The following is a 23,447-nucleotide window of genomic DNA, read 5'->3' as shown; positions in this document are numbered from 1 at the left end:
GGATGCAGTTTAGGTAGCTGATTGCTGCCCTCCTTAGTTCAGAGGGGAATGGAAAAATGATTATTCCAATGCCGGTTGCCGCACTATTGTATCGTGGTTAGGATTTCTAGATGCTGATTTAATTATGAAAAACGGTTTTTAAAGTAAAGAGACTTACTTCAGCAGCGATAATATTTTTTGTAGGCGGTAAAGGGGTCTATAACATGGTTAATTTTTATCATTGTGACACTTTTTATCATTCCTCTTGGTAAATATTTGGAGATTAAAAGAGGGGAATGCTCAGTTTTAAATACTGAATTTTCTAACTATTGGAGGATTTAAATATGCTCAAACTTGAGAATGTATCTAAAAAATATCATAACAAATCAGTATTAGAAAATATTGATTTAGAAATACAACCAGGAGAAATCGTGTCACTTCTTGGTCAAAGTGGAAGTGGAAAAACAACGTTATTAAACATCATTTTAGGATTGACAAAAATGGATAGTGGAAAAATTTATTATGAGAATGAAGATTTAACGAATGTAAAGATGAAGGATAGGGGCTTTAATATTGTTTTTCAAGATTATGCATTATTTCCCCATCTAAACGCCTATGAAAATATTGTATATGGCTTGAAGAATAAGAAATCTATGGACTCAAAGAATGAATTACACGAATATATTGATTTCCTTGAGCTCGGTCCACATTTGGACAAGAAAATCAGTCAACTATCTGGCGGGCAAAAACAAAGAGTCGCGCTTGCGAGAACGTTAGTGATGAAACCAAGAATTCTTCTATTAGATGAACCGTTAAGTGCATTAGATGGGGTGATAAAAGAGTCCATTAAAGAAAGAATCAAGTCGATTGCTAAGCAATTTCAATTGACAACCATTATTGTTACGCATGATCCGGAAGAGGCGTTAACTTTGTCAGATAAAATTTTAATTATTAATCAAGGTCATGTGTCACAATTTGGTACCCCACATGAAATCATTCATGAACCGAATAATGAATTTGTGAAAGATTTTATACTCAAACAACTCCACATTAAAAGGCAAAATATTTTTCATTTGTTTGGTGAGCAATATGCCTAATATCAAGTTGGAAATGAAAGTCATCTATATGGCTATCATCCTATTATTCTCGGTATTTCTAGTATCGCCAATGCTGGCATTATTCTACCGCTCCTTCCAAACAACCAATGGCCTTGAATTAACTAATTATATAAATGTACTAGCGAATGGCGAACTAATAACAGCGTTCATGAACAGTATAAAAGTTTCAGGATTAACAGCCGTAATTTCAACTGTGTTAGCGTTTATGATTGCTTACGCATTACATTGTACGAATATTGAAAAACGTTATAAAAGTATCATTAAAGTTGGGATACTTATTCCTATGTTGTTACCTACGATTACATACGGTTTTGCGATTATGTATTCTTTTGGTAATCAAGGATTAATCACGCAGCTCATGGGACAACCCTTATTTAATATCTATGGATTTAATGGCTTGTTGTTAGGCTATACAATTTACACTTTACCGGCTGCCTTTCTTATTATCAATAACTCATTTATGTATATAGATAAGAGATTCATGGTTGTTTCAAAGTTGATGTTAGACGGTACTTGGAGAAGTTTTTTTCATACGATCTTACGTCCATTAACTGGAGCTATAGGTGGAGCCTTTGTACTCTCATTTATTCTAAGTTTTACTGATTATGGGATACCAGCTTCAATTGGCGGAACATACTCGGTTGTTTCTACTCAACTTTATCAAGTGATGCTTGGTTCAATCCCGAATTTCAGCCATGGGGCAGTCATCGCTATATTAATGCTCTTACCAGCCTTATTCGGTGTTTTTTTACTGCAATATTTAGAACGATTCAATTTCCATTATGACAAATTCACTGAGATTGAAATGGTTGAACATAAAGGCAGAGATATGAGTTTTGCGTTATTATCTTCCATTGTCATCATTGGTATGTTATCTGTCTTTCTGGTGATGTTCATTGCACCGTTTTTAACAAGTTTTCCTTACGATTCAACTTTTACATGGAATCATCTCATCAATGTATTTCAATCAAATGACCTCATTGGTGTGTATAAGAATTCTCTAATCGTTGCTCTTTTTACGACATTATTTGGGATATTGATAGCCTACAGTTCAGCGATTATTAATGCGAGAACAAAGATAAAAGGAAAAGGCGCGTTTGATATTGTTTCAATGATTACAAATACCTTGCCTGGTATGGTACTTGGTCTATCGTATCTATTACTTTTCAATAATAGTAGTCTAAAAGGCACGTTTATCATTATTATTGTATGCAATATTGTCCACTACTACACAACGCCTTACTTAATGGCGAAAAATTCTCTATCTAAGATGAACCCGACATGGGAAACAACGGGAGGATTACTCGGAGATAGTTGGTTTAAAACGATTTACCGAGTGATTCTGCCAAACTCTTGGGGCACAGTGATAGAAATGTTTAGTTATTATTTTATCAATGCGATGGTCACGATTAGCGGAATTATTTTTCTCGTATCTGCTCAAACATCGCTTGTTTCAAGTAAGATCAAAGAACTACAGCACTTTGCTAAATTTAATGACATTTTTGTACTATCTTTACTGATCTTCTTCACTAATCTCATTATCAAACTACTCTGTGATTATTTACAAAAAAGAAGATCATTAAAAAATATATAAAAGTGAGGGATGTAACATGAGAAAAAATAAAAAATGGTTCACACTCTTGTCAGTTGCTATCGTCATGATTCTAGCTGGATGTGGAGGGGAGGCAGCAAGTGGTGACAGTAATCAAGTCGTGATCTTATCAAATGGTGATGAAGAAGCAGTAAACGTGATGGAAGAAACATTAAACGATGCTGGCTTTGAAGGAGACTATTTAATTCAATCATTAGGAACATCAGAATTAGGAGGAAAATTATTAGCAGAAGGGAAAAGTATTGAAGCAGATATCGTCACAATGAGCTCTTACTTTTTAGAAAGTGCTGAAAAGCAACATGACATGTTTAAAGATTTAAGTTTCGATACAAGTAGTTTAGAAGAATATCCTAACTTTTATACTCCTTTATTAGCTAATACTGGTTCGTTATTTTATAACACTTCTCTTTTAGAGCAAAAAGGGCTAGAAGTCCCGACCTCAATAAAAGAGTTGGCAGAACCACAATACGAAGGCTTAGTGTCAATTCCTAATATTATGGATTCTTCCACAGGATGGATGCTTATTCAGGCAATTATTAGTGAGTATGGAGAAGAAACTGGTAAGAAGGTTATGGCTGGGATTATAAAAAATGCAGGGCCCCATTTAGAAAGTTCAGGTTCTGGTTCTATTAAAAAGGTGCAAGCAGGGGAAGTCGCGGTTGGATTTGGATTGCGTCATCAAGCGGTTGCTGCAAAAACGGGAGGCGCACCAATTGATTTTATCGATCCAACAGAAGGGAACTTCTCAACTACAGAATCGATTGCCGTCATTGATAAAGGTGAAGAGCAAAAAGAATTAGCGGAAGAAATGGCTGAAGTTCTGGTAAAAGAAGCGAGAGAAGGTTTAATCGACTATTATCCAGTTGCTTTGTACGATGGCGAGACGGTTGCAGATGAAAACATTGCTAGCAATCAAAAAATATTCTCAGAACCAATGACATTAGAGTTATTAGAGAAACATCAAGCATTCTTTAATTCAGCTAAATAAAGGAGAGTTTACGAATGAAACAATATAAATTATTAACACCAGGTCCATTAACAACGACAGAGGCGGTTAAAAGAGAAATGTTGTTTGATCGTTGTACTTGGGATGATGATTATAAGCAAATTACGCAAAAAATCCGCACAGATTTATTAAAACTTGCTCATGCAGAAAATGATGACTATACCGTTGTCTTGATGCAAGGAAGCGGCACTTTTACAGTGGAATCAGTTATGACTTCTGCTTTTAGTAAAGAGGATAAAGCATTGATTATTACGAACGGTGCCTATGGTGAGAGGATGGTCAAAATCGCTAACTATATTGGTATCAAGCATACGCATTACGCTGTTGCCTATAATGAATATCCGAAAGAAGCAGAGATTAAAAATTTATTGTCTTTAGATAACGAAATTACACATATCGTCATGGTCCATTGTGAAACAACGACAGGTATTCTTAATCCACTTGAGATGATCGCCAACGTTGCTAAAGAAACAAATAAAACATTAATTATTGATGCAATGTCAAGCTTTGGCGGAATGGAAATTGATATACCTGCACTTGGAATTGACTTCTTAATAAGCAGTGCGAACAAATGTATTCAAGGAGTGCCAGGGTTCGGATTTGTGATTGCTAAAAGAGAGAAAATCATCTCTTGTAAAGGTAATGCACGAAGCCTTTCACTCGATTTATATGATCAATGGGTAGTGATGGACAAAGATGGCAAATGGCGCTATACTTCACCAACTCATGTCGTTGCTGCTTTCGGGAAGAGCTTGGATGAACTGGATACAGAAGGAGGGGTTCCTGCTCGTGAACAACGATACCGAAATAATAATCAGTTATTAAGGAAGAGAATGAAAGCCATTGGATTTGATACATATATTAGTGAGGACAAACAATCACCAATTATTACTTCCTTTATTTATCCGAACGATCAATTTAGTTTTCAAGCTTTCTATGATTATATGAAAGAACATGGGTTTGTTATTTATCCAGGAAAACTAACTGATGAAGATACTTTTAGAATGGGCAATATTGGCGAAATTTACGAAGAAGATATTAACCGTTTATGTGATATTATCGAAAACTATTTGGGAGTGAAAGCATAATGAAAAAAATAGAAGCAGTGATATTTGATTGGGCGGGTACGACAGTAGATTTTGGTTGTTTTGCACCTGTAAACGTCTTTATTGATATTTTTAAAGATGCGGGTATTGAGGTGACGATGGCAGAGGCGAGAGAACCAATGGGCATGCTAAAGATCGATCATATTCGCGCCATGCTGTCGATGCCCCGGATTGCATGTCTTTGGGAAGAAGAAAATGGCAAGCCATTCACTGAAACAGATGTAGAAAGGTTGTATAGCAAATTCGAACCGGCTTTATTGCAGTCATTAGCTCATTTTACTGATCCGATAGCTGGTGTGGTCGAAACGGTTACAGAGTTAAGAGCAAATGGTTTGAAAATAGGGTCAACGACAGGCTATACGAGCACAATGATGGATATTGTTGTACCCTTAGCAAAGGAAAAAGGCTATACACCTGATTGTTACTTTACGGCTGATGATACCGATTCGTACGGTCGACCGTATCCGTTTATGATCTTTAAAAACTTGCAGGCATTAAAAGTATCGAGTGTGAAAAACGTCGTGAAGGTTGGAGACACGATTTCAGATATGAAAGAAGGTGCGCAAGCCGGCGTATGGACGGTTGGGGTGATAGTTGGTAGTTCTGAAATGGGCTTATCAGCCAATGAATTTAACAAATTATCTGGAGAGGAACAACAGAGAGAAATGGCACGAACAAAAGAAGCCTTTATAAGCGCAGGGGCTGATTTTACAATTGAGACAATGACAGAATTACCTTCACTGATAGAAACAATTAATCTTCAAGGATCCGGGAAGGAAAGGGAAGCTATTGAAAAATAAAGAAGCACACCGTGAAGGAGACGTGAATAATAGCCCTTCACGGATGAGGTGGAATCATTCACTTGATCAGGTAAGTCGAGAAACACTTTGGCGCGACGAAGCGGTCTTTATAAGGCAATCGATGTCGACTCCTTGTCTACAAACCATTGTTGACGCAGACGGTTGCTACTTAATCGATCGAGAGGGAAAACGTTATTTAGACTTCCATGGCAATAGCTTGCATCAAGTCGGCTATAAAAATCCGTACGTGATTGAAGCTATCACGAAACAAATGAATACTTTGCCTTTTATTCCGCGGAGATTTACTGCTGACATTGCGATGGAGGCAGGAGAAAGGTTAATAGAGAAGACGATCTCAAAAGATTTCAAAGTATTATTCGTTCCCTCAGGCAGTGCAGCAGTAGGGCTTGCTATGAAAATTGCTAGAAAAGTGACTGGCAATCATAAAGTGATTTCCATGTGGGAGTCATTTCATGGGGCTGGCTTAGATGCAATCTCTGCGGGAGGAGAGTCTGTATTTAAAAACGGTATTGGTCCGATGTTACCTGGGATGATTAAAGTAATGTCCTACCAGTCCTACCGGAATGTCTTTGGTGCAAGCTCACCAGAAGATATCGCTGAAAAGTCGTTAAATTATCTGGAGTATGTGATTATAAATGAAGGGAATATTAGTTGCATCTTACTAGAGCCAATTAGAGCAACAGACACGCATATTCCTCCACGATCTTATTTTAAAAGGTTAAGAAAAATATGTGACGAACATGGAATCCTACTCATTTTTGATGAGATTCCAACCGCCTTTTACCGAAGCGGTGAATGTTATGTGCATCAATTATATGATATCGAACCAGATATCCTTGTATTGGGAAAAGGATTAGGCGGAGGCATCGTGCCACAAGCTGCCGTTTTAGTGAAAAAAGTGCTTGATACGGCGGCAGAAGTTTCACTCGGTCATTATACACATGAAAAGCCAGCAATAGGCAGTGCCGCTATCGTTGCCATGCTTAACTATATTGACGATTACAGGTTAAAAGAAAATAGTTTGAGCCAATCTCAATTCATGGCGGCTAAGTTAAAAAAACTAGCGGAGCAGTATACTTGCATTGGGGATTTACGAATCTGCGGATTGTTAATAACGATCGAGCTTGTTAAAAGCCGAGACACAAAAGAAAAAGATGAGCAGTTGACCGAGTTTCTTCTCTACTACTGTTTGCAGCATGGTCTATCGTTTAAAGTAGCAGCTGGCAATTGCATCACATGGCATCCACCCCTTATTATCAAAGAGAAAGAAGCAAGCTTAGCTATTGAGTTACTGGAGAATGGCTTGAGAGCATATCATGCATAAAAACCTCTCATTTTTTAGAGAGGTTTTTTTGTTTTCTGCATGCATAGTGCAACATCATAAAAATTAAGAAATCGTCTAAACAGCACTTTAAATGATGAAAATGATTGTCAGGATAATCACTGTCCATTTTTAAGATTGTAAATGTCTTTTTTTCTTCCACTCAAAAAAATTGTAGATTGTATCAATGCAAAAATGATCATTCACATGCTATGGTTATTGTATGAAAAAATAAAAGGAGTAAAGATAAATGAAACCGATAGATGATCATCTCAAAAAGGATTTAAAAGTCATATTTATTGGGTTTAACCCGAGTGTAAAGTCTGCAGAAAATGGATTTCATTATGCCAACCGTCATAACCGGTTTTGGAAAATACTCTATCAATCTGGGCTGACTGAACGGGTTTACTTACCAGAAGAAAATCATCAATTACTTCAATTAGGATATGGTTTAACAAATATTGTCTCAAGACCAACTAAAGCGGCTAGCGATATTACGAAGGAAGAATATCAAGCAGGTAGATTAGAACTATTAGAAAAACTAAAAAAATATCAACCTGAAGTGGCCTGTTATGTAGGGAAAGGTGTATATCAAGAATTTAGTAAGAAAAAGAAGGTATCTTGGGGATTTCAGAGCGAATCGGTTGTACCAGGTGTAATTGATTTTGTTGCACCTTCATCAAGCGGGCTTGTAAGAATGAAAATAGATGAAATTGTCGATATCTATAAACAATTGAGGGAAAAGTTACGGAAGTAAAAAACAGGAAAAAAGACCGAGAGAAAAAAAGGTCTAATTTCTTTCAGAATATTTAATCTTTTGTTATAATAATGATACAACTTGTATCGCTTCAAAATTCTCTTGTCTATGCGTTGAAGGGACCAAATGGTTTTCACGATTATGTTAGGGAGGGATAAAGGATGAAGCAATTAGTTAGAGTAATGCCTTACACAGTCAATGATCAAGTGACAGATGTCAATGAAACGCCGCAAGGAATACAATTGATTCAGGCACCTGAGATTTGGAAAGAGACGAAAGGAAAAGGCATGAAGGTGGCAATATTAGATACAGGTTGTGACATAGACCACCCAGATTTAAAAGCGAGAATTATAGGTGGTAGAAACTTTACAGACGATGATGGGAGTTCACCAGATATCTTAGATGACCATAATGGTCACGGCACACATGTTGCTGGTACAATTGCTGCTACTGCTAATGAATCAGGAGTAATTGGTGTAGCCCCGGAAGCAGATTTGTTAATTGTAAAAGTATTGAACAAAGATGGATCTGGTCAATATGATTGGATTATAAATGGAATATTGTATGCGGTTGAACAGAAAGTAGATATTATATCGATGTCACTAGGTGGCCCTGAAGATGTTCCAGAACTACATGAAGCGATACAAAAAGCCGTCGGAGAAAATATTCTCGTTGTTTGTGCAGCTGGAAATGAAGGTGACGGGGATGATAATACCGATGAGCTTGCTTATCCAGGTTCATATAATGAAGTCATTAGTGTTGGTGCTGTTAATTTAAACCGCGAATCATCACCTTTCAGCAATTCTCATACCGAAATTGATTTGGTCGCTCCTGGTGAAGAAATATTATCTACTTTTTTAAATGGTAAATATGCAAAACTAAGCGGTACATCAATGGCCGCACCACACGTCGCAGGGGCTTTGGCATTAATAAAAGATTTTTCTCAAGTTACATTTGAAAGAGATTTCTCAGAGCCTGAGTCATATGCGCAATTGATTAGAAGAACTGTTCCGCTGGGCTATTCGCCAAAATTAGAAGGAAACGGTCTACTTTATTTAACTGTACCAGAGCATTTAAACCGTGTATTAACTGAAGTAGTAAAAAATAGATTAGTAAAAAGTTAATATATTGATTGTATTAAAAACAAGAACAAATTCTGCTTCTTTGAATTTGTTCTTGTTATTTTTTGTCTAATAATGAAGATAGAAGATTCTCAAGGCTTGGTAGTTTTGTATTACATGTATTTTATGATGAATGAATTGAGACTATGTTATGATCCTTTAGTTTATTATACTAGTAACAAAACGAGCGCGTTTGGAGGAAAGGATATGCAGCCATTTACAGCAACAGTGATTAAAATAATTAAAGAAATCCCTAAAGGAAGAGTAATGAGCTATGGACAAATCGCAACATATGCTGGTAGCCCCCGTGGTGCAAGGCAAGTTGTTCGCATTCTCCATTCAATGAGTCATAAATATGGTTTGCCCTGGCATAGAGTGGTCAATAAAGTAGGTGAAATTAGACTAAATGATTGCCACCAAGCCGATATGCAAAAAGAGTTACTTGAACAAGAAGGAGTTTTCTTTATACAGGCTCATCAAGTGGATATGAGTCGCTCACAGTATGACCGCGCCAAGTGAAGCACTAACACACAGTCAAGGTTTGTTCTCTATCTTTCCTCTTTTTTTCCCCTAAGTATGCCTAGTTTTGCTGAAAGAAATGATTGACTAGTCATTGCTACCTATTTAGGACAGAAGGAAAAACACATCCATTCACTTAAAGGAGAAAAATGAAGAAAAAGCGAAGTTCAATACATATAGATGTAGTTTTTTGTCAATCTATGTAGGAGAAATGTAGACAGGAAGAATATAGGAGGGGATGAGGGAAAATGAAAAAAGCTTTAGTGAGTTTGTTGACGGTTGTACTACTATTTTCAATTGCCTATACACCGTTTCAATCAGCAGTGGAACCTAAAGTTTCGGCTAATGAAGAAGGTGATGAGTTAGTTCAGAAGCTTAATCAACTTATTAACAATGATCCACTGTTAGCGGGAGCTCTTGCTGGTGTTAGCGTGAGGAGCGCAGAAGAAGGGAAGATTGTTTATGAACATATAGCTGATACTAGATTACGACCAGCTTCTAATATGAAACTATTAACAGCAGCAGCAGCACTGTCAGTATTAGGTGAAGATTATCGCTTTAAAACAGAATTATTATCGATAGGCCAGCAACGGGGCTCTGTCCACCATGGGGATATTTATTTAAAGGGGTATGGCGACCCAACTTTATTGAAAGAAGATTTTACTAACATGGCTAAAGCATTAAAAAAACAAGGTATTAAAATGATTAAGGGTCAACTTATTGCAGATGATAGTTGGTATGATGATGAACGTTTGTCAGAAGATATCATCTGGAAAGATGAGAGTTATTATTATGGTGCGCAAATATCAGCATTGACTGTAAGTCCGAATGAAGATTATGATGCTGGAAGTGTAATTGTCGAGGTAAAACCAGGTAAACAAGAGGGGAAAAAGCCAGAAATAACTCTGCAGCCGAACAATAGATATGTCAAAATCAACAATAACGCTAAAACCGTTGGTGCATCTGATAAGAAAGAAATTGATATTGTAAGAGAACATGGTACAAATGAGATAACCATCACTGGGACGATTCCTATAGAAGCTACATCTAGTAGAGAGTGGATTGCCGTATGGGAGCCAACACAGTATGCTTTAGAGTTATTAAAGGATTCTTTAGCAGATGAGGGTATTAAAATCCATGGTGGCGTTAAGGTAGGAGTCGCACCTAATCAAACAGAAGTGTTGTATGAACAACAATCCATGCCGTTAGAGGAATTGCTCATTCCCTTTATGAAGTTGAGTAATAATACACATGCCGAAATTTTAATCAAAGAAATGGGGAAAGTAGTTAAAAATGAAGGCAGTTGGGATGCAGGATTAGAAGTTTTAGCAGATGAATTGAATGCTTGGGGAATCAATCAAGATACCATGCTTTTAAGAGACGGATCAGGCATCTCTCATGTCACTTTATTACCAGCTAATGAGCTTTCCAAACTCTTATACGAAGTACAGAAGGAATCTTGGTTTGATGTGTATTTTCATTCATTACCAGTAGCTGGTCATGCGGACAGAATGGTAGGGGGTACATTAAGAAATCGACTGAAAAACTCTCCAGCTGAGGGTCATGTTTATGCAAAAACAGGATCGATTTCAACTGTTAGCTCGCTTTCAGGCTATGTGGATAACAAGTCAGGAGAAAGATATGTATTTTCTATTATATTGAATAATATGGTAGATGGGTCAAAGGGGAAAATCATTGAAGATAAAATTGCTACCATTTTAGCTGAACAATAAACTACGCTCTATCATTACAAAAACGCTTGGATGCTGGACACCAAGCGTTTTTGTAATCGTCTTTATTTCTAAATAAGATTCTGATAAAAATTACTCACCCTTGCTAGCCTGAACATCTAAACTAATTTTGATTTTGTCTCCGACAAGAACGCCACCCGTTTCTAATGTAGAGTTCCATGTTAATCCATAATCATTTCTGCTGATTGATCCAGTTACGTTAAATCCAGCTTTTGTATTTCCCCATGGATCAATTCCCGTTCCTTCAAATTCGACTGCAAGCGTTTCTTGTTTTGTTGTATCTTTAATCGTCAGATCACCTGTCACGCTATATTCATTTTCCCCATTTTTTACAATATTCGTTGCTTTAAAATTAATTTTTGGATAGGTTTCAACATCGAAGAAATCTTGTGATTTTAAATGATTATCACGATCTTCGTTTTTGGTATCAATACTAGCTGAGTCGATTGTTAATGAAATATCCGCTGTTGTTAAATCTTTAGGATCAGCTTCAATAACAGCATCAAACGCTGTAAATGATCCCTTTACATTAGCAATCATCATATGTTTAACAGAAAAATCAACACTACTATGTGCTGGGTCTAACGTCCACTTTGTTTTAGCCATTTTATTTTCCTCCTATATATCTTTGATTAATAAATCTCAAATTAAAAATAATTGATTTCGAAATAATTATAATCTCGCCATCCGTGTTTGTCAATTTTATTTTTAAATTTTCTAATAATTTTTTCGCGGAAGTGCGATATGTTATGGTAGTGAAGTGACAAGAGTTCGTATACAATAGGAATAATATGTATTTGTTAGAGGAGTTAAAGGAATGAAGCAATTAGAGGATATCCATCGTCAAGCGATTGAATATACAAAAATGAAAATTTATGAAGATATAGATTATTATTTAGGTGCAAATGAACAAATGTTAAGTTTTTCACAATATATCAAAGATCGAGCTCCGTTTTTAGCACAAGTTTGGCAAAATGTGTGGAGTAATAAAGCGACAAACAAACTCTCTCGTTTTCATAAGAAGGAATATTTAAAGAAAAAAAACTATGTTATTGAAGATATGAATAAGAAAACGTTAAATCAAGCATTTAGGAAAGAAGTCATTGAGTTCCGTCCATTAAATGTAAATAGTTTGCTACATTCGATTTTTGCAGATCAACCTGAAAAGTGGGCCAAACGTTATGTTTATGCAAGAGAAAAATATCTTCAAGAAGAAAAAGAACGCCAGATCAAACAAGAAAGATACGCCTATCAAGAATTTCTATGTGAAGAAGCAGAACAATGGTTGTCAAAAAACAGTGAAAATCTCTTTTTAGCTTTAAGACATAAATTGGCTTTAAAGCTTGAAACGGATTTAGCAAATAGAGTGAAGTATCATGAGACGGAATCACGTTACTTAGAAGAACCTTTAGTGGAAGTGGGGCCATTTATCGTTGATGATTACCCCCGTGTAGAAGATTTCTTTGAAGAGTTTACAGGTAATCTCCACAAAGTGATGATAAAAAATAAATGGTATTTTGAGTATGAAACATACTATTTTGAATACGAACAAATGGTAGGAGAAACTTTACATACGCTTATACAACAAGCGCTTCTATTACATCTTGGTCAAGGTCATATTGATAAATATCAATCTTTGTTCCAGCATAGTTTGACTGGAGAGAAGTTGTTAGATCTAATTGATTGGGAAGATATAATTCCAAATGCACTAGGCCGAATCATGGAAGATTATGTGAAAGATTTATTGAAGATAGCAAATGAGAATTTTGATTTAGAAGAGCAGCGAAGCTTATATGAAATACAAGTGAAAGAAAGAAAAATGAAGCGCAAACAAGAAGAACGGGAACGGAGACAAAAAGAAGAACAACAACAAAAAATGTTGAATGATATTTTTGGCTCTGCTTATGAGAGCCGAAAGAATATTTATCAGAAATTTGTTCTTCATATTGGTGAAACAAATACAGGGAAAACGTTCCAAGCACTAGAGAAAATGAAAGCAGCCCCATCCGGGTTATATTTAGCCCCATTACGTTTGTTGGCGCTTGAAGTCTATGAAAAGCTAAACAATGAAGGAACACCCTGTTCTTTAAAAACTGGAGAAGAAGAACGAGAAACCTCAGGTGCGACACATTTAGCTTGTACGGTTGAAATGTTTTATGAGAAAGATGATTATGATGTCATTGTTATAGATGAATCACAAATGATTAGTGATAAGGACCGTGGCTATGCTTGGTTTAAGGCAATCACAAAGGCAAATGCGAGAGAAGTGCATATTATTGCGAGTAAAAATGCCGAAGCTATGCTGTTGCAATTAATTGGAGATAGCAATGTTGAAATACATAGATATAAACGAGAAGCCCCTTTGGAAGTAGACAGTGAAGAGTTCACTCTTAAAAACGTAAAAGAGGGTGACGCGCTGATTTGTTTCTCACGTAAAAGGGTACTCGAAACAGCGTCTATGTTACAAAGAAAAGGTCATCAAGTGAGTATGATATATGGCAGTATGCCACCTGAAACGAGGAAAAAACAGGTTAATCGCTTTATAGCTGGTCAATCTGATGTCATTGTCTCAACAGACGCAATCGGAATGGGATTAAATTTACCGATACGACGGATTGTTTTTTTGGAAACGGAGAAATTTGATGGTACGAAACGTCGCACACTGACATCTCAAGAAGTGAAACAGATTGCTGGGAGAGCGGGGAGAAAAGGTATTTACCCTGTAGGTAGAGTGGCCTTTTTTGACCGGATTAAGTTAATGAGCAGTTTATTATCACAAGTAGATGCTCCGATTGAAAGTTTTGCTATTGCACCTACTTCAGCCATTTTTGATCGCTTTCTTTCGTATTATCGTGATTTAGGGAAGTTTTTTGAACTCTGGGATTTATTTGAGAGTCCAAAGGGAACTAAGAAAGCAACATTAAGTGAAGAAAGGGAGCTTTATGAACTGGTTAGAGGGACAGAGATTGAGGCGAGAATGCCTTTAAAAGATTTGTACAGTTTCTTACATCTACCTTTTTCAAAAAAAGAAGCGGACTTGATTCGGCAATGGGAGCAGGCGATGTACAGTATCATTGATCATGAAGAGCTGCCTGAACCAAGGTTAAGAAACCGTAATCTTGAAGACCTTGAGTATTCATATAAAGCAATAGGTCTTCATTTACTATTTCTCTATAAATTAGGTCAACATACTGAAGCCATCTATTGGGAAAGAGTGAGGGACGATATATCTAATCATGTGTTTGAACGATTAGATGATGATATTGCAAATATGAAAAAAACATGTAAGCGTTGTGGAAAATCTTTAGCTTGGGATCATGCCTTTAACATTTGCGATGATTGCCATAAGAATCAACCGAGTAGAAGAAGACGTTACTATAAGAGGTAAACAGGAGGGGTAATGTGAAGCTGAGTATTTTAGATCAATCACCAATTGCAAAAGGCAAGACAGCAAAAGAAGCACTTGAGGCATCACTGCAGTTAGCAAAAACAGCGGATGAATTAGGCTATTACCGCTATTGGATTGCAGAGCATCATGACTTGCCTGGGCTCGCTAGTTCCTCTCCTGAAATTATGATGACATATATTGCATCACAAACGTCAACTATAAGGATTGGCTCGGGTGCGTTGTTACTACCGAATTATAAACCTTTTAAAGTGGCAGAGAACTTTCATTTGTTAAGCACACTTTTTCCAGGACGTATAGACCTCGGCATAGGAAGAGCACCAGGTGCATCTGCTGAAGCAAGTATTGCACTAGCAGGGAATTATTTGCAAGCTGTCAAAGAGTGGCCCCAGTCTATTGATACACTACTTGCTTTTTTAAATGACCATCATCCAGAAGACCATCTTTTTCGTAAAGTAAAGGCAAGTCCCATCCCCCCAATAAAGCCTGAAGTGTGGATGTTAGGAACAAGCCATAAAAGTGCTAGTTTAGCAGCTGAAAAGGGGTTACATTACTGTTTTGGACAATTTATGAGTGATGCTAATGGAAAAGAAGCGATTGATCTTTTTAAAGAGAAGCGCAAGAGCGAACAACAAAATATGATGTTAACCGTCTCTGTTATTTGTGCTGAAACAGATGAAAAGGCTGAAGAAATAGCTACCTCAGTATTATTATGGCATCTCCAATCAGATGATGGAGAGAAGCAAGAAGTACCTTCAGTAGAGGAAGCAATTAAGCATCCCTATTTCATTGCAAAACAAGAAAAAGTCGCTAAGATGAAAGAAAGAATGATTATTGGTAATCCGGAAAAGGTCAAGAGAGACTTGTTAAGTCTTACAAACCAATACGGCATAGATGAAGTCATGATCGTGACAATAACACATGATTATGAAGATCGTCTAAAGTCATATAAATTATTGGCTGATATGATTAACAAACCAGTTTTTTAGAGATATAAAGGGAATGTGAAGCAACCTACTCATTATTTCTTCAATATTTATAGGGGGAAGCTCTTATCTTTTTTTGTCATGGTCAAACGAAAGCTGGTTGCTATTCCTCTATAAATAAATATTTATTGCTCATGTCTAGAAGAATTTATTTTCTTTTTTTCCGCTCTTTAAAAGGGCAAACATGAGAGGTATATGGGTTGTATTAAATTGAAGCAATGTCAATTTTAAGCAAGCAGCTTTTACCTCTAAAGTTTCTAATTTGTTTTCGTTTACGATGCGTTAATCATAAATTCGATAGCATGTTTCCCTTACTGCTTGAATAGAAATAAGGCAGTAGCATCTAAGACGAGAATGAAGGAGAGAGGTATAATGGCAAGCTTTCATCATGAGAAAAAGGTAAATGTATCAATTGACCACCTATGGCAGTTTGTTAGTGATATGAATCATTGGGCACCACTTGTTCCTGGATATATAAGGCATGAAATATTAAATGAAAAAAGCTCCATCTGGGTGTTTAAAGTAGATGTCGGTTTAATGAAAAAAAAGATAGAGCTACAGGTCGATATCACTAGATGGCAGGCGCCTAATAAAGTGACATTTAACTTAACAGGTATCAATGAGAAATTTAAGGGCAATGGTTTTTTCTCGAGTGTAAATTCTTCTAAAAAAGAAGTAGTGATGACGGGCTTTTTAGAGATTGTAGCTGAGGGAATGATGGCAAAAATGGCGAATGCTATTTTAGAAACCTCTCTTCCCGAAATTACAACTGAGTTAACGAATGCAGTCGCAGAGAAAGCAGAACAGCAGTATTCACTGCATCAGTAATTTATTTTGTGAATTTATTTGCATAACTAGAGGCGACATATGCCTCTGGTTTTATTTTGGCTTCCACACCAATGGATTCCATTCTTGCGACCATTTCAGCTACATATTCCTTCGTTTTATTACGAGAGCCGGCACCAATATCTAAATGGCCTTCCATCGTAAAACTTGCACCTTGGTAAATAAATGGTAAGACAATATCAATCATCTTGTTTTTCTTCTCTTCATCAAATAATGCAACAATCTCTTCAGTTAAAGAAGTTTCAAAAGAAATTCTTTCATGTAGATGAAGCATCTTTCGTGGGACGGAACATTTTCTAATACAAGCCCACGCTCCTTTTCCTGCATTTTGAATCACTATACCAGTGATAAATAAAGTATGGGCAGGATGTACTTGAGAGTCTGTTCCAACAATCAGTTTATAATTTCCTCTCGGTTGGATGTACATGAAGTGAAGAATGCGCTCAAAGACATTTTCAAATGTTAAGTTTTTCTCTTTTAAATTTTGAAAAGGAAGTATTTGCAAAGTCATCACCACATTTTTAATTTATAGTTTATGCATTCACGAACCTTCATGAATCAATTGCAGCCTATTTTATACATATGAAAGAAGTAAAGATTTTAAGATAAATTTTATGACCATCCTGCAAGCTAAACGGATTGAAAAAGGCTAAGATGGCCTTTATTGGGCCCATTGATAGTGGATGTTCGTCTATATTGATTTTCCATTGTTGAAAGCATGATAGAGAGTTGTGTAGAATGTAAAGGAGAAAAACTTGCAATGAAAGACAAAGAGGTGCGAATAATGTTTAAAGAACAGTTAGTCGAAAGAATCAAACAAGCAAAAGATAATGGGGAATTACTATTTATTGAAGAATTAAACTACGCTAAAAAGCAGGAGATAATAGATGAAAAAGAGGTAAATGTCCTCGACCCTAAAAAGCGCTTTTTTGATAGTTATATTGAAAGAGGCGATAAAGAAACAGAAAACTTTCTTGGGACAGAATCGGCCAGTGAATTTTTTGAGCAGCCGATCACTTATTTTAAGCAACATATCAATGAATTCGTCTATGTTGAATCCGTATGGTTCGATCAACTAAATGTTGAATCACTTTCTTTTGAAGTAGATGATTTATTCCGTACTTATGATTGCTTGATTGGTTTAAAGCAGCCTAAGAAAAAGGAAAAAGAAATTAAAGCCTATTTTATGTCAATCTTCACAAGTGATGAAGCGCGACTGAGCCCTATGTTTAATCAAAAAGATGGCTTATGGGAAATTAACTTTACGTTAGATTATATTGAAGGATTTTCTGAAGATATGAAGATAGGCGAAGCTTTTTCTCTTATATATAAAGTTTTATTTGACCTAATAATTGAGCTTGAAGGCTGATATTAGTAGTTGGTCTTAATGGATACATGACATTTATCATGGTTGCGTGATGACACCTATGTCTTCACAGTATTTTCAGACGTCTTTATTATTAAATTATATTGAAGGAAAGGAACTTACAATATGACAAAAGAACGTTTGAAAACATTGAGAAAACAAATGCTGCCATTTGAAAAGGCGAATCGTAACAAAAGTATATATCAATTAATCAATACGCTTGTACCATTTTTGGGTTTATGGACACTTGCTTATTTTTCACTTTCCATTCATTATTTATTGACATTAGCTTTATCTGTTTTAGCGGCGGGCTTTTTAATACGTATATTTATCATCTTTCATGATTGCTGTCACAATTCATTCTTTAAAAGCCGCAAAGCGAATAAAATTGTGGGAACGATTGCTGGGATTATTACGATTTTTCCATATAGCGCTTGGGCACATGATCATTCCGTTCATCATGCAACAAGCAGTAACTTGGACAAGCGTGGGACAGGAGATATATGGTTATTGACTGTTAAAGAATATATGGATGCCTCTTTTTTAACGAAGGTTGGTTATCGACTTTACCGTAATCCAATCATTATGTTTGGATTAGGTCCGATTTACACATTTTTATTTAAAAATCGTTTTAATCGAAAGGGTGCTCGTTTACCGGAGAGATTAAATACGTATTTAACCAATGTAGGAATTGTTGCTTTATATGCTTTCATGTGTTATCTCATCGGCTGGGAAGCATTCCTACTTGTGCAAACCCCGATTTTCCTGATTTCTGGTGCAGCTGGTATTTGGTTATTCTATGTCCAGCATACATTTGAAGATTCTTATTTTGAGCCAGATAAAGAGTGGGAATATGTGAGTGCAGCAATTGAAGGCAGTTCATTTTACAAATTGCCAAAACCACTGCAATGGATGACAGGAAATATTGGTTACCATCATGTACACCATCTAGCTCCAAGAGTCCCAAATTACGAATTAGAGAAAGCACATACTAACAGTGAGCAATTACAAAATGTACCGACCATTTCACTAGCAACAAGCCTAGAATCTCTTCGCTTTAAGCTTTGGGATGAAGAGAAGAAAATATTTGTCGGCTACCGTGCGGTAAAACAATACCGAAAAGTACCGGTATCTTAATAATAATCTGCTATAATACTGTTAAGAAACTCCTTTGTATGAAAGAAACAAAGGAGTTTTCTATTTCTACATTGAAGCGGAGGTTTATAATGTCATATCCACTTTTATATAAATTAAAAAGCTCTGGGATGACACCATACATATGGATTATCCTGACGATTCTCCCTTTTTATTTTATCTTTCAATCTTCAACGACTTGGGAGATTATTGTTGGTATCATATTAACGGTCGTCTTTTTTATCACTTTTCGTTTTGCCTTCATATCTAATAAATGGCCAGTTTATATATGGTCTCTTTTATTGATTGCAGTTTCAATGACAATGTTAATTATTTATCAGTATGTGTATTTTGCTTTTTTCATCGCTTATTATAATGGATATATAAGAAATAGAGTGGCGTTTTTTATTGTTTATATCATTCACATTGTTTCAACGACTGTAGCCATTAATTACAATATCGTTGTTAAAAGTGACATGTTTTTAAGTCAAATTCCATTTGTGATTATTATTTTAGTGAGTATGATATTGTTGCCTTTTAATATCTATAATAAAAGAAAACAAGAGAGGCTAGAGAAACAATTAGAATACGCGAACCAAAGAATTGCCGACCTTGTTAAACAAGAAGAACGTCAAAGAATTGCGCGTGACTTACATGATACACTTGGTCAAAAACTCTCACTAATAGGATTAAAGAGTGACCTGGCGAGAAAGTTAATTCAAAAAGATCCAGAACAAGCAAAAGTTGAATTAAAAGATGTTCAGCAAACAGCCCGTACAGCATTGAATGAAGTACGGAAAATGGTATCGCAAATGAGAGGAATACGATTGCAGGAAGAAGTCGTTCGTATAAAGGAAATTTTACAAGCAGCGCAAATGGATATGGAAATCACTGAACCATTAAAAGAAGCTTACACTTCCATTTTTATAGAAAATATTATTAGTATGTGCTTAAAAGAAGCGGTTACAAATGTAGTCAAACATAGTCGAGCAACAAAATGTTCGGTAGCAATAGAAGAACGAAATAAAGAATTAGTCGTTACAGTAAAGGATAATGGAATAGGCATTACGAATAGTGAGAAAAAAAGCTATGGTAATGGGATTAATGGCATGAAAGAAAGATTAGAATTTGTAAATGGCCATTTGGACATCAGTTGTGACGAGGGTACGACAATTTCAATTATTGTTCCACTTGTCGTTAAACAAGTTGAAGGAGGAGATTTGGCATGATTCGAATTGTCATTGCAGAAGACCAAAGAATGATGTTAGGCGCACTCGGTTCGTTACTGAACCTTGAGGATGATATGCAAGTCGTTGGTCAAGCCTCCAATGGAGAAGAGGCCGTTACATTAGTGCAAGAACTAAGTCCCGATATTTGTATTATGGACATTGAAATGCCTTTAAAAACAGGGTTAGAAGCAGCTGAAGCAATTAAAAACAGTGGCATAAAGGTCATTATTTTAACCACTTTTGCAAGATCTGGATATTTTCAACGAGCGATAAAAGCAGGGGTACGGGGCTATTTATTGAAAGATAGCCCGAGTGAAGAGTTAGCTGATTCGATTCGTAATGTCATGGCAGGCAAAAGAATTTTTGCCCCGGAACTGATGGATGATGTCTACCGAGAAGAAAATCCCTTAACAGAACGTGAGAAAGCGGTACTTGAATTAATGGCAGAGGGAAAAAGTACTAAAGAAATTGCCTCTATATTAACGATTAAAGTTGGTACAGTTCGTAATTATATATCAGCTATATTGGAGAAGTTAGAAGTAACAAACAGAATCGAAGCCATCACAGAGTCAAAAAACAAAGGCTGGTTTCATTAATGAATACTCGTGACGAGCAGGAAGTCACGAGTATTTTTTGTATTTCTTGACTAATTATCTAAAAAACCAAACCTTTTTTTGCATAATATTTCATGCAAATCATTTCAATAAAAAGCTAGTAAAATCCTGTATTTATAGCGAAATTATAAATTTGTAAGAATAATAGAAAAGTTTCAGAAACTGTGTTGACAATACCAAAAATAGGGTTCATAATATTTTAAACAATCAATGTACTTTATTAAGGAAATGTTATATTGATTTTATGTATTAAAGTAATAAATTCTTAATATCGTATAAATTGCGAAGGAGTAGTTTAATCATCAAAGTATTTCGTTTACAATGGTGCATAATACCACAAGAAAAAGAGTAAAGATGTTTAACGGCACTTTAAATTGATCTTAGACAGGGAGTAGAGTAGAAATGAATGATTATCAGTTTGAAATCCAAAGACGTGCAACCAAAAAAGAAAAACCGGCATTTGATCAGTTGATTTTCGGTAGGAACTTTACAGATCATATGTTTGTAATGGACTATCATGCAGACAAGGGGTGGCATGATGGACGTATTGTCCCTTATGAGCCATTACAAATTGACCCGTCTGCAATGGTATTTCATTATGGCCAAAGTGTTTTCGAAGGATTAAAGGCATATTTATCTGAAGATCAGGAAGTGCTCATGTTCAGACCATATAAAAATATGGAGAGACTGAACAAATCGAACAACAGACTCTGTATTCCGCCAATTGACGAAGAACTTGCTGTTCAAGCATTAAGACAATTAATTGCAGTTGATCGTGATTGGGTTCCAAATGTAGAAGGAACATCGCTATATATTCGTCCATTTATTATTTCTACAGAACCTTATTTAGGCGTTGCTCCATCACATCAATACAAATTTATTATTATCATGTCACCAGTCGGTGCCTATTATAAAGAAGGAATTAACCCAGTGAAAATCGCTGTCCAAAGCGAATATGTTCGTGCAGTCAAAGGTGGAACGGGTAATGCCAAAACAGGAGGAAACTATGCTGCTAGCCTAAAAGCACAAGAAGTAGCAGAACAGGAAGGATATTCACAAGTACTTTGGTTAGATGGCAAGGAAAATAAATATGTTGAAGAAGTAGGAAGCATGAATATTTTCTTTAAAATTAACGGTGAAGTCGTTACACCTGAATTGAACGGAAGCATTTTAGAAGGCGTTACAAGAAACTCTGTTATTGAACTCATTAAAGACTGGGGTATTCCTTTATCTGAGCGTCGTATCTCAATCGATGAGATCTATGAAGCGCAAAAAAATGGCACGCTAGAAGAAGCATTCGGAACGGGTACTGCAGCGGTCATTTCACCAGTCGGAGAACTATTCTGGAATAACGAAAAACTTACCATTGGTGGCGGACAAACAGGTGAAATCGCCGGCAAACTTTACGAAACGCTAACAGGAATCCAAAAAGGAAAAGTAGAAGATAAATTTGGTTGGATCGTGAAAGTAGACGAAGAAAAAGCTGTTACGACAGCAATTTAATAGAAGAAAAAGAACCACTTGCCATTGATGGTAAGTGGTTTTTTAAAGGGTTAGACTAGAAATGTGGTTCTGTAAAATGGACAAAAACTGAAAAGAATAAAACCGAAGTGATGGATTTAGAAAATGGACTGACTGTATATATTATTATCGTTTGATTTTGCTACTTCAGCCCTACAATCACAAAAGGATTTTACGCTTTTTAACAAGCAAGGTTGTCCTTTCCGAGAGAAGTTAAATAAATTGGTATTTTTTTCATGCGGAAAATTCGTTATAATAGAGTAAAAAGAAAGGATGAAGTAATTTGCCAGACCTAAAACCACTCAATCCCTCTTATCAACTCCGATTATTACGCGTGCTCCATCTTAGATCAAAATTGTCCCCTGAGAATGAACAATATCTCAAAATGTTAGAAAAAGGATATGAAGGAGAAAGTAAATGGCGAGATGATTTGCAGCAACTTTCACCAAAATTCCCCATTCTTTATGATGTATTGCTAGAAATTAATCATACATCCTTCCAAATTGATGCTCTCTGTTTAACTCCTCACAAACTCATTGCTTTCGAAGTGAAAAATTATAGTGGTGATTTTTTGGTTCAGGACACTAAATGGTATTCACCAACAAACAAGGAAATTAAAAATCCCCTTCTACAAATCCAAAGAAATGAAACCCTCCTACACCAATTCCTTACTAAGCACGAATTAAACATTGCATTTGATTATCTACTTGTTTTTGTCCATCCCGAGTTTATGTTATATGACCGTACAAAGAAACAAAATGTTATTCTTCCACCGCAAATTCCACGATTATTAAGAGAACTAAATCAAATGGACATTCAACACTCTCCATTTCATACAAAAATTGTTCACACTTTTTTGAGTCATCATAAAGAAGAAAAGAATTACGCTAGAAAAATCGAATATTGTACGGAGGATTTGGTAAAAGGAGTGGTTTGTCGAGAGTGCGGTGGGCAGATGAAGCGAGCGAGTTTGCGCAAATTTCATTGCTCAAAATGTAGGAGGAACATTTCATCTTGTGATGCATTAAGTGAAGCAATCAATGACTTTATTATTCTTTTTCCATCAGAAAAAGTAACAAAGACGGCGATTTATGATTGGTGTGGTGGAGCAATAAGTAGTTCCGCAATACAACGATTCTTACAAGAGAAATATACACTTAATGGTGGTGGAAATTATTTTTATTATCATTAATGGGTTTTAAAACCGAAGAAACAGTTGAATTATTTAGTAATG

Annotated in this window: 21 protein-coding genes; 19 read left to right on the top strand and 2 right to left on the bottom strand. The window is 36.0% G+C overall.

Annotation, left to right across the window (positions count from 1 at the left end; all coding sequences use genetic code 11):
* Positions 1-323 precede the first annotated feature (323 nt).
* The 10 genes from U9M49_RS04900 (at position 324) to dacB (ending at position 11,093) form a co-directional block, all read left to right on the top strand.
* On the top strand, positions 324-1,076 hold the full coding sequence (locus tag U9M49_RS04900; RefSeq protein ID WP_307318444.1) for an ABC transporter ATP-binding protein: 753 nt from the start codon (positions 324-326) through the stop codon (positions 1,074-1,076).
* Positions 1,069-2,691, top strand: a complete 1,623-nt coding sequence (locus tag U9M49_RS04895; protein ID WP_322909408.1) for an ABC transporter permease subunit — start codon at positions 1,069-1,071, stop codon at positions 2,689-2,691. Before U9M49_RS04900 ends, U9M49_RS04895 begins: the two co-directional genes overlap by 8 nt.
* 16 nt (positions 2,692-2,707) lie before the next feature.
* Positions 2,708-3,697, top strand: coding sequence for an extracellular solute-binding protein (locus U9M49_RS04890; RefSeq protein ID WP_322909407.1), 990 nt, complete (start codon positions 2,708-2,710; stop codon positions 3,695-3,697).
* Between the two features lie 14 nt (positions 3,698-3,711).
* Entirely contained in the window at positions 3,712-4,803 is a 1,092-nt protein-coding gene (gene phnW, locus U9M49_RS04885; protein WP_307318453.1) for a 2-aminoethylphosphonate--pyruvate transaminase, read from the top strand.
* On the top strand, positions 4,803-5,621 hold the full coding sequence (phnX, locus tag U9M49_RS04880; protein ID WP_307318456.1) for a phosphonoacetaldehyde hydrolase: 819 nt from the start codon (positions 4,803-4,805) through the stop codon (positions 5,619-5,621). Before phnW ends, phnX begins: the two co-directional genes overlap by 1 nt.
* Positions 5,611-6,966, top strand: coding sequence for an aspartate aminotransferase family protein (locus tag U9M49_RS04875; protein ID WP_322909406.1), 1,356 nt, complete (start codon positions 5,611-5,613; stop codon positions 6,964-6,966). Before phnX ends, U9M49_RS04875 begins: the two co-directional genes overlap by 11 nt.
* Before the next feature lie 247 nt (positions 6,967-7,213).
* Positions 7,214-7,720, top strand: coding sequence for a G/U mismatch-specific DNA glycosylase (gene mug, locus U9M49_RS04870; RefSeq protein WP_322909405.1), 507 nt, complete (start codon positions 7,214-7,216; stop codon positions 7,718-7,720).
* Between the two features lie 161 nt (positions 7,721-7,881).
* Positions 7,882-8,844, top strand: coding sequence for a S8 family peptidase (locus tag U9M49_RS04865; RefSeq protein WP_307318464.1), 963 nt, complete (start codon positions 7,882-7,884; stop codon positions 8,842-8,844).
* A gap of 204 nt (positions 8,845-9,048) precedes the next feature.
* On the top strand, positions 9,049-9,360 hold the full coding sequence (locus U9M49_RS04860) for an MGMT family protein (RefSeq protein WP_322909404.1): 312 nt from the start codon (positions 9,049-9,051) through the stop codon (positions 9,358-9,360).
* Between the two features lie 248 nt (positions 9,361-9,608).
* Positions 9,609-11,093 (top strand): D-alanyl-D-alanine carboxypeptidase/D-alanyl-D-alanine-endopeptidase, encoded by a 1,485-nt coding sequence (gene dacB / locus U9M49_RS04855; protein WP_095373184.1) that lies wholly within the window; start codon positions 9,609-9,611, stop codon positions 11,091-11,093.
* A 90-nt stretch (positions 11,094-11,183) separates the two neighbouring features.
* Here dacB and U9M49_RS04850 read toward each other — a convergent pair whose 3' ends face one another.
* Positions 11,184-11,717 carry a YceI family protein gene (locus U9M49_RS04850; RefSeq protein WP_095373185.1) on the bottom strand — a complete coding sequence of 178 codons (534 nt, stop codon included), beginning with the start codon at positions 11,715-11,717 and terminating at the stop codon, positions 11,184-11,186.
* Positions 11,718-11,928: 211 nt separating this feature from the next.
* Here U9M49_RS04850 and U9M49_RS04845 point away from each other — a divergent pair, with 211 nt between their 5' ends.
* The 3 genes from U9M49_RS04845 to U9M49_RS04835 all read left to right on the top strand — a co-directional run bounded on the left by U9M49_RS04845 (position 11,929) and on the right by U9M49_RS04835 (position 16,331).
* Positions 11,929-14,499 (top strand): DEAD/DEAH box helicase, encoded by a 2,571-nt coding sequence (locus tag U9M49_RS04845; protein ID WP_322909403.1) that lies wholly within the window; start codon positions 11,929-11,931, stop codon positions 14,497-14,499.
* A gap of 14 nt (positions 14,500-14,513) precedes the next feature.
* Complete coding sequence (locus U9M49_RS04840) at positions 14,514-15,506, top strand: LLM class flavin-dependent oxidoreductase (RefSeq protein ID WP_322909402.1); 993 nt, start codon at positions 14,514-14,516, stop codon at positions 15,504-15,506.
* Between the two features lie 369 nt (positions 15,507-15,875).
* Positions 15,876-16,331: a CoxG family protein gene (locus tag U9M49_RS04835; protein ID WP_307318471.1), complete on the top strand. Its 456-nt coding sequence runs from the start codon at positions 15,876-15,878 to the stop codon at positions 16,329-16,331.
* A gap of 1 nt (position 16,332) precedes the next feature.
* Here the strand turns inward: U9M49_RS04835 and U9M49_RS04830 are convergent, their stop codons facing one another.
* A complete protein-coding gene (locus tag U9M49_RS04830) occupies positions 16,333-16,860 on the bottom strand; it encodes a ribonuclease H-like YkuK family protein (protein WP_322909401.1) in 528 nt (175 codons plus the stop codon).
* 249 nt (positions 16,861-17,109) lie between these two features.
* On the opposite strand from U9M49_RS04830, the gene U9M49_RS04825 reads away from it, so the two are divergent.
* The 6 genes from U9M49_RS04825 to U9M49_RS04800 all read left to right on the top strand — a co-directional run bounded on the left by U9M49_RS04825 (position 17,110) and on the right by U9M49_RS04800 (position 23,405).
* Entirely contained in the window at positions 17,110-17,718 is a 609-nt protein-coding gene (locus U9M49_RS04825; RefSeq protein ID WP_322909400.1) for a branched-chain amino acid aminotransferase, read from the top strand.
* Between the two features lie 123 nt (positions 17,719-17,841).
* Positions 17,842-18,852, top strand: a complete 1,011-nt coding sequence (locus tag U9M49_RS04820) for a fatty acid desaturase (protein WP_322909399.1) — start codon at positions 17,842-17,844, stop codon at positions 18,850-18,852.
* An 89-nt stretch (positions 18,853-18,941) separates the two neighbouring features.
* A complete protein-coding gene (locus U9M49_RS04815) occupies positions 18,942-20,078 on the top strand; it encodes a sensor histidine kinase (protein WP_322909398.1) in 1,137 nt (378 codons plus the stop codon).
* Complete coding sequence (locus U9M49_RS04810) at positions 20,075-20,674, top strand: response regulator transcription factor (RefSeq protein WP_307318480.1); 600 nt, start codon at positions 20,075-20,077, stop codon at positions 20,672-20,674. Before U9M49_RS04815 ends, U9M49_RS04810 begins: the two co-directional genes overlap by 4 nt.
* Before the next feature lie 420 nt (positions 20,675-21,094).
* Positions 21,095-22,195, top strand: coding sequence for a branched-chain amino acid aminotransferase (locus U9M49_RS04805; protein ID WP_095373191.1), 1,101 nt, complete (start codon positions 21,095-21,097; stop codon positions 22,193-22,195).
* 301 nt (positions 22,196-22,496) lie between these two features.
* Entirely contained in the window at positions 22,497-23,405 is a 909-nt protein-coding gene (locus U9M49_RS04800; RefSeq protein WP_322909397.1) for a nuclease-related domain-containing protein, read from the top strand.
* Positions 23,406-23,447: the final 42 nt, after the last annotated feature.

This window comes from Cytobacillus sp. OWB-43 (assembly GCF_034651445.1).
GTDB lineage: Bacteria > Bacillota > Bacilli > Bacillales > Cytobacillaceae > Cytobacillus > Cytobacillus kochii.
Note: the sequence above shows the minus strand (reverse complement) of the source record. Positions and strands in the feature narration are given on the sequence as shown.